Source organism: Streptomyces mayonensis (assembly GCF_018982965.1).
GTDB classification, from domain to species: domain Bacteria; phylum Actinomycetota; class Actinomycetes; order Streptomycetales; family Streptomycetaceae; genus Streptomyces; species Streptomyces mayonensis.
On record NZ_JACBYP010000012.1, the window covers coordinates 107846 to 114545 of the forward strand.

Annotated in this window: 7 protein-coding genes and 1 tRNA gene; 2 read left to right on the forward strand and 6 right to left on the reverse strand. The window is 69.3% G+C overall.

Annotated features, from left to right (window positions below; translation table 11 throughout):
- Nucleotides 1-73: 73 nt before the first annotated feature.
- The 6 genes from HZS56_RS07250 to HZS56_RS07275 all read right to left on the reverse strand — a co-directional run bounded on the left by HZS56_RS07250 (nt 74) and on the right by HZS56_RS07275 (nt 3955).
- A complete protein-coding gene (locus HZS56_RS07250) occupies nt 74-949 on the reverse strand; it encodes an SCO4651 family lipoprotein (protein WP_216719850.1) in 876 nt (291 codons plus the stop codon).
- A 144-nt stretch (nt 950-1093) separates the two neighbouring features.
- Nucleotides 1094-1819 (reverse strand): 50S ribosomal protein L1, encoded by a 726-nt coding sequence (gene rplA, locus HZS56_RS07255; RefSeq protein WP_216719851.1) that lies wholly within the window; start codon nt 1817-1819, stop codon nt 1094-1096.
- Between the two features lie 82 nt (nt 1820-1901).
- A complete protein-coding gene (rplK, locus tag HZS56_RS07260) occupies nt 1902-2336 on the reverse strand; it encodes a 50S ribosomal protein L11 (RefSeq protein WP_003974315.1) in 435 nt (144 codons plus the stop codon).
- Between the two features lie 197 nt (nt 2337-2533).
- Nucleotides 2534-3406 (reverse strand): transcription termination/antitermination protein NusG, encoded by an 873-nt coding sequence (nusG, locus tag HZS56_RS07265; protein WP_216719852.1) that lies wholly within the window; start codon nt 3404-3406, stop codon nt 2534-2536.
- 80 nt (nt 3407-3486) lie between these two features.
- The gene (gene secE, locus HZS56_RS07270; protein WP_007443916.1) at nt 3487-3774 is read right to left on the reverse strand and encodes a preprotein translocase subunit SecE; all 288 of its coding nucleotides are present in this window, start codon (nt 3772-3774) and stop codon (nt 3487-3489) included.
- Between the two features lie 108 nt (nt 3775-3882).
- Nucleotides 3883-3955 (reverse strand) — tRNA-Trp (locus HZS56_RS07275).
- Nucleotides 3956-4318: 363 nt separating this feature from the next.
- On the opposite strand from HZS56_RS07275, the gene HZS56_RS07280 reads away from it, so the two are divergent.
- Both HZS56_RS07280 and HZS56_RS07285 read left to right on the forward strand, forming a co-directional pair.
- Nucleotides 4319-5545 (forward strand): pyridoxal phosphate-dependent aminotransferase, encoded by a 1227-nt coding sequence (locus HZS56_RS07280; protein WP_216719853.1) that lies wholly within the window; start codon nt 4319-4321, stop codon nt 5543-5545.
- Between the two features lie 136 nt (nt 5546-5681).
- Nucleotides 5682-6700: adenosine deaminase (locus HZS56_RS07285; protein WP_216719854.1), on the forward strand; the 1019-nt coding region annotated here is incomplete at its 3' end.

The following is a 6700-nucleotide window of genomic DNA, read 5'->3' on the forward strand; positions in this document are numbered from 1 at the left end:
CTCCACAGCAAGGACGTGAGCCTAGCCGAATCGGTTCGAACGATCTTGTGATTTACCTGCTGCGGATGCTGTGCTACCCGCCCTGTGAGGCCAGCAGTTCCTTGAAGTCCGCCGTGTCCGCGGCGGGCGGGCGCTCTGCGGAGACGGTGACGCCGTAGTCGGCGTAGTACGCGGTCTGGGTCAGCTCTCCGGTCTCGGTGCGCCCGCGCTCGACCTTCTTGACCAGCAGGTTCCGGTCGTCGACCCAGATGTCGACGGTCTGGGCGGTGGTGCCGCCCACCGTGCCGGACCAGTGCGTGGCGCGCCGGCCGCGCGTCTTCTCCTCGCCGACCCTGTGCGCGTCCTCGGCGCTCAGCAGCAGCTTCACCGCCTGGTGGGGCGTGGTGGTGCGCATCTGGTCCGCGAACCCTGCGCCCGTGCCGCCGCCGAGGTCCTCCAGATCCTCGTAGACGTACTTGATCCAGTGCCGGCCGCCCACCCGGTCGGCGAACTCGTCGCCCACCTCGGCGTAGTAGGCGTCGGGCAGGTAACGCGCCTCCATCGCGGTGGTGCCGAGCCGTCGCATGGTCTCGGCGGTGGTGCCGCCGGTGTACGTGATGGTGAGGGTGCCGGTGAGGCCTTCGCCGCGCCAGCCGAGGGCGCCGACGGCCTTCAGGGAGAGTTCGCTGCCCATCACGGTCGTGGACTCCACCCGCGCCGAACCCGCGCGTGCGGTGGCCCGCTCGACGGCCCGCAGGGCGTCGGCCACCGGCCCGGTGAGTGCCGGGGAGGGCGGGGTCGCCGACCCCGGCGCGGCGGACTGCGGGGGCGCGGCGGACGGTGTGGAGCCGCCGGATCCGGCCGGGTCGCCGTCTGCCGGTCCGTCGGAGGACGTACAGCCGGTGAGGCCCGCCAGCGTGGCCGTCACCGCGATCGCGACGACCGTGCGGCGTACCGTCGTGCCCGTCATCCGCCCACCCCCTGAGCCCCGTGCGCCCCCCGCGCCTCGTACGCGAGTCCGCTCCCCGCACGCTAACCCAGGGCACCGGGAAAAGGGACGGGCCCCGCACCTCGGAAGGTGCGGGGCCCGTGACCGGTTGGGCGAGCCGTTGGCTCAGACCGCGGCCGGGTCCTCCTCGACGAGGAGGTTGCGGGTGCGGTTGGAGTCGAGCGGGATGCCGGGGCCCATCGTGGTGCTGATGGCGGCCTTCTTGATGTAACGGCCCTTGGCGGCGGACGGCTTCAGACGGAGGACTTCCTCCAGCGCCGCGCCGTAGTTCTCCACCAGCTTGGTGTCGTCGAACGACGTCTTGCCGATGATGAAGTGCAGGTTCGAGTGCTTGTCGACGCGGAACTCGATCTTGCCGCCCTTGATGTCGTTGACAGCCTTGGCGACGTCCGGGGTCACGGTGCCGGTCTTGGGGTTCGGCATGAGACCACGGGGACCGAGCACGCGGCCGAGGCGGCCGACCTTGCCCATGAGGTCCGGGGTGGCGACGACGGCGTCGAAGTCCAGACGGCCCTTCGACACCTCGTCGATCAGTTCGTCGGAGCCGACGATGTCGGCGCCCGCGGCGGTCGCGGCCTCGGCACGGTCACCGGTCGCGAAGACCAGGACCCGGGCGGTCTTACCGGTGCCGTGCGGGAGGTTCACGGTGCCACGGACCATCTGGTCGGCCTTGCGCGGGTCGACACCCAGGCGGAAGGCGACCTCGACGGTGCCGTCGAACTTGGTCGTGGAGGTCTCCTTGGCGAGACGGACGGCCTCGAGCGGGGCGTAGAGCTTGTCCCGGTCGATCTTCTCGTCCGCAGCGCGGAGAGACTTGCTGCGCTTGCTCACTACTGCTCCTGGTGGCTTCTGAGGAGTCGTGGTGCGGGCCGAGCAGGCCCTGCCACTACTGCTTTGGTTACGGGGGTGGAGGTCAGCCCTCGACCGTGACGCCCATGGAACGGGCGGTACCGGCGATGATCTTCTCCGCCTGGTCCAGGTCGTTGGCGTTGAGGTCGGGCATCTTGGTGGTGGCGATCTCACGGACCTGGTCACGCGTGATCTTCGCGACCTTGGTCTTGTGCGGCTCGCCGGAGCCCTTCTCCACGCCCGCGGCCTTGAGGATCATCTTCGCGGCCGGCGGGGTCTTGGTGATGAAGGTGAAGGAGCGGTCCTCGTAGACCGTGATCTCCACCGGGATGACCCAGCCTCGCTGCGACTCGGTCGCGGCGTTGTAGGCCTTGCAGAACTCCATGATGTTGACGCCGTGCTGACCCAGCGCGGGGCCGACCGGCGGGGCCGGGTTCGCGGCACCGGCCTGGATCTGGAGCTTGATGAGCCCCGTGACCTTCTTCTTCTTGGGAGGCATGGCTCTCCGGGTCCTTTCGATTCGGGTCCTGCCTGGGTCGCGGGAGCTACCCGGACACAGGCATACCGCACAACGATAACGGGTATGGATGCGCGGTTTGAAACCGAGCAGGTCAGACGACGCCTGAGCGATCGCCTGACCTGGTCGGAAGCTGTACGTACGTCCAGAGGAGTACCGCGGTACCGGTGAGGTGGGTGCTAGTTCTTCTGGATCTGGTCGAAGCTCAGCTCGACCGGGGTCTCGCGGCCGAAGATCTCGACGAGGCCCTTGACCTTCTTCGAGTCGGCGTTGATCTCGTTGATCGTCGCCTGCAGCGTCGCGAACGGGCCGTCGGTGACGGTGACCGAGTCGCCGACCTCGAAGTCCAGGACCTGGACCTCGACCTTGCGCTGCGGAGCCGGCTTGCCCTCGGCCTCGGCGGCCTCGCGGGCGGCCTTCTCCTCGGCCTCCGGGGCGAGCATCTTGACGATCTCGTCCAGCGTCAGCGGGTACGGGTCGTAGGCGTTGCCGACGAAGCCGGTGACGCCGGGGGTGTTGCGGACGACGCCCCAGGACTCGTTGGTCAGGTCCATACGGACCAGGACGTAGCCCGGCAGCTTGTTCTGGCGGATCGTCTTGCGGTCGCCGTTCTTGATCTGGACGACCTCTTCCTGCGGCACCTCGGCCTGGAAGATGTAGTCCTCGACGTTGAGGGAGACGGCGCGCTGCTCGAGGTTGGTCTTCACGCGGTTCTCGTAACCGGCGTAGGTGTGGATGACGTACCACTCGCCGGGCAGGACGCGCAGCTCCTGGCGGAGCTTCTCGATCGGGTCGACGTCGGACTCCTCGTCCGCGGCCTCGGCCTCCGCGTCGCCGGTGCGCGCGTCGCCGGTCTCCGTCTCGCCGGTCGGCGCCTCGGGCTTCGCGGTGGACTCGTCGGCCTCGTCCGCGCCCGTGGCGACGGCGTCGTCGGCAGCCTCGGCCTCGGCGGAGGCCTTGGTGTCCTCGTTGCCGGCGCCCTCGACGGTGCCGAGCGCGTCCTCGACGGACTCGACCGGCTCGATGGCGTCGTTCACGTTCGGGTCAGACACTGTGGCTGCTTCTTCCTGGATACATAGGGGTGGAACACGCGAAAGGGGCGCCGGGTACCTCGGCGCCCTTCGCTCTCGACTCAGCCGAAGACGTACTTGGCGGCGTGAGAGAAGCCATAGTCAATCAGAGTCACCAGGCCGATCATGATGACCACGAAGATGATCACCACGGTGGTGTACGTCGTCAGCTGATTCCGGCTCGGCCAGACAACCTTGCGAAGTTCCGCGACGATCTGGCGGTAGAAGAGCGCGAGCCGCTTCAGCGGACCCTTCTTGCCCCGCTTGCCGCCCTTGCGCGACTTCTTCTTGGAGTCCGGCGCCTCGTCCTGGGCATCAGGCATGTCGATGGAGCCCACGGCGTCCGTCACTCGTCCTCACCTGATTCCGGGTCGTGGCCGTGCCGCGCCCGGTTGGAGCCGCACGGCGGTGCATTGCTGTACGTACATGCGCACACATCCTGGCGATGGTGTGTGTAGCAGGGCCGGAGGGACTTGAACCCCCAACCGCTGGTTTTGGAGACCAGTGCTCTACCAATTGAGCTACGACCCTTTGTGTGTTCCCCAACGTACCGCATTCGTCCGGATGCCTGGTGTGCACCCGGTGATCGCGAGCCGGTGAAGGCCAACGAGGTGAGAGTGTACGTGCTCGGGGCCCGGGCGTCGAACAGAAAGCACGTCCGGACTGATGTTCAGGGCGTGGGTGGAGGCGTGGGTGGAGGCGTGGAGGGGCGTGGGGCGGGGGGATAGGGCGTGCGTGGGCAGGGGGTAGGCAGGTCGTGGGCCCCGGGTAGGCAGGGCGTGGGCCCGAGGTAGGCAGGGCGTGGGCCGGACGGGCGTTCAGCTCCTGGACCGGTCAGGTTCAGTCCGTGAAACCCCTGTGCCGGGGAGGTTTCGGGTCTGGAACGATGGGGTCATGAGCGCTGCAACCCCACCCACCGAGCGCCGGGTCTCCGCCCGAGTCGGCGCGATCTCCGAGTCCGCGACCCTCGCCGTGGATGCCAAGGCCAAGGCCCTCAAGGCCGCCGGGCGTCCCGTGATCGGCTTCGGCGCGGGAGAGCCCGACTTCCCGACGCCGGACTACATCGTCGAGGCCGCCGTCGAGGCGTGCAAGAACCCGAAGTTCCACCGCTACACGCCGGCCGGCGGACTGCCCGAGCTGAAGGCCGCGATCGCCGAGAAGACGCTGCGCGACTCCGGCTACGAGGTCGACCCGTCGCAGATCCTCGTCACCAACGGCGGCAAGCAGGCGATCTACGAGGCCTTCGCCGCGATCCTCGACCCGGGCGACGAGGTCGTCGTCCCGGCGCCGTACTGGACGACGTACCCCGAGTCGATCCGGCTGGCGGGCGGTGTCCCGGTCGAGGTGGTCGCCGACGAGACGACCGGCTACCGGGTGACGGTGGAGCAGCTCGAGGCCGCGCGCACCGAGAAGACCAAGGTCGTCCTCTTCGTGTCGCCGTCGAACCCGACGGGCGCGGTGTACGGCGAGGCCGAGACGAAGGCGATCGGCGAGTGGGCCGTCGAGCACGGCCTGTGGGTGCTGACCGACGAGATCTACGAGCACCTCGTGTACGGCGACGCCGTCTCCGTGTCCCTGCCGGCCCTGCTGCCCGAGCTGCGCGACAAGTGCATCGTGGTCAACGGCGTGGCGAAGACGTACGCGATGACCGGCTGGCGGGTCGGATGGGTCATCGGCCCCAAGGACGTCGTCAAGGCGGCCACCAACCTCCAGTCGCACGCCACGTCCAACGTGTCCAACGTGTCCCAGGCGGCGGCGCTGGCCGCGGTCTCCGGTGACCTGGACGCCGTGGCGAAGATGCGGGAGTCCTTCGACCGGCGCCGCCAGACGATCGTGCGGATGCTCAACGAGATCGACGGCGTGCTGTGCCCGGAGCCGGAGGGGGCGTTCTACGCGTACCCGTCGGTGAAGCAGCTGCTCGGCAAGGAGATCCGCGGCAAGCGTCCGCAGGACTCGGTCGAGCTGGCCGCGCTGATCCTGGAGGAGGCCGAGGTCGCGGTGGTGCCGGGTGAGGCGTTCGGCACGCCGGGATACCTGCGGCTGTCGTACGCGCTCGGGGACGAGGACCTCGTCGAGGGCGTGAGCCGGATCCAGAAGCTGCTGGCGGAGGCGCGGGACTGACTCCCCTCTCTGCAGGTGGTGGGCCCCCGACCCAGGACTTGATCCTTGGAGTCGGGGGCCCTGACGTTTGTGCGAGCAAGACCACGTACGGGGAAAGTGCTGTCGGGTCGGGTGTGTCGTGCGGCAGGATCACCAGATGGAGCGTGTACGTGATCTCTCTGAACTGCCCAAGGCGCATCTGCATCTGCACTTCACCGGGTCGATGCGGCCCACCACCCTGCTGGAACTCGCCGACAAGCACGGCGTACGGCTGCCCGAGACGCTGACCGAGGCGCTGGGCCGCGGGGAGTCCCCGAAGCTGCGGGCCACCGACGAGCGGGGCTGGTTCCGCTTCCAGCGGCTGTACGACGCGGCGCGGTCGTGCCTCCAGGAGCCGGAGGACATCCAGAGACTGGTGCGGGAGGCCGCGGAGGAGGATCTCCGGGACGGGTCGGGATGGCTGGAGATCCAGGTCGATCCGACGTCGTACGCGCCGCGGCTGGGCGGGCTGATTCCGGCGCTGGAGATCATCCTGGACGCGGTGGAGACGACCGTGCGGGACACCGGGATCGGGATGCGGGTGCTGGTGGCCGCGAACCGGATGAAGCACCCGCTGGACGCGCGGACGCTGGCGCGGCTGGCGGTGCGGTACGCCGAGCGGGGTGTGGTCGGCTTCGGGCTGTCGAACGACGAACGGCGCGGGATGGCGCGGGACTTCGACCGGGCGTTCGCGATCGCGCGGGACGGGGGGTTGCTGAGCGCGCCGCACGGGGGCGAGCTGACCGGGCCGTCGTCGGTGCGGGACTGCCTGGACGACCTGGAGGCGGACCGGGTCGGGCACGGGGTGCGGGCGGCGGAGGATCCGCGGCTGCTGAGGCGGCTGGCGGACCGGCAGGTGACGTGCGAGGTGTGTCCGGCGTCGAATGTGGCGCTGGGTGTGTACGAGAAGCCGGAGGACGTGCCGTTGCGGACGTTGTTCGAGGCGGGGGTGCCGATGGCGCTGGGCGCGGACGATCCGCTGCTGTTCGGGGCGCGGCTGGCGGCGCAGTACGAGATCGCCCGCGACCACCACGGCTTCACGGACGCCGAACTGGCGGAACTCGCCCGGCAGTCGGTGCGGGGGTCGGCGGCGCCGGACGAGGTGAAGGGGCGGTTGCTGGCGGGGGTGGACGGGTG

Bases quoted from the DNA above. Each gene is read 5' to 3' on its own strand.
- HZS56_RS07250 (WP_216719850.1), bottom strand. From the start codon at position 949: ATGACGGGCACGACGGTACGCCGCACGGTCGTCGCGATCGCGGTGACG.
- rplK (WP_003974315.1), bottom strand. From the start codon at position 2,336: ATGCCTCCCAAGAAGAAGAAGGTCACGGGGCTCATCAAGCTCCAGATC.
- HZS56_RS07280 (WP_216719853.1), top strand. From the start codon at position 4,319: ATGAGCGCTGCAACCCCACCCACCGAGCGCCGGGTCTCCGCCCGAGTC.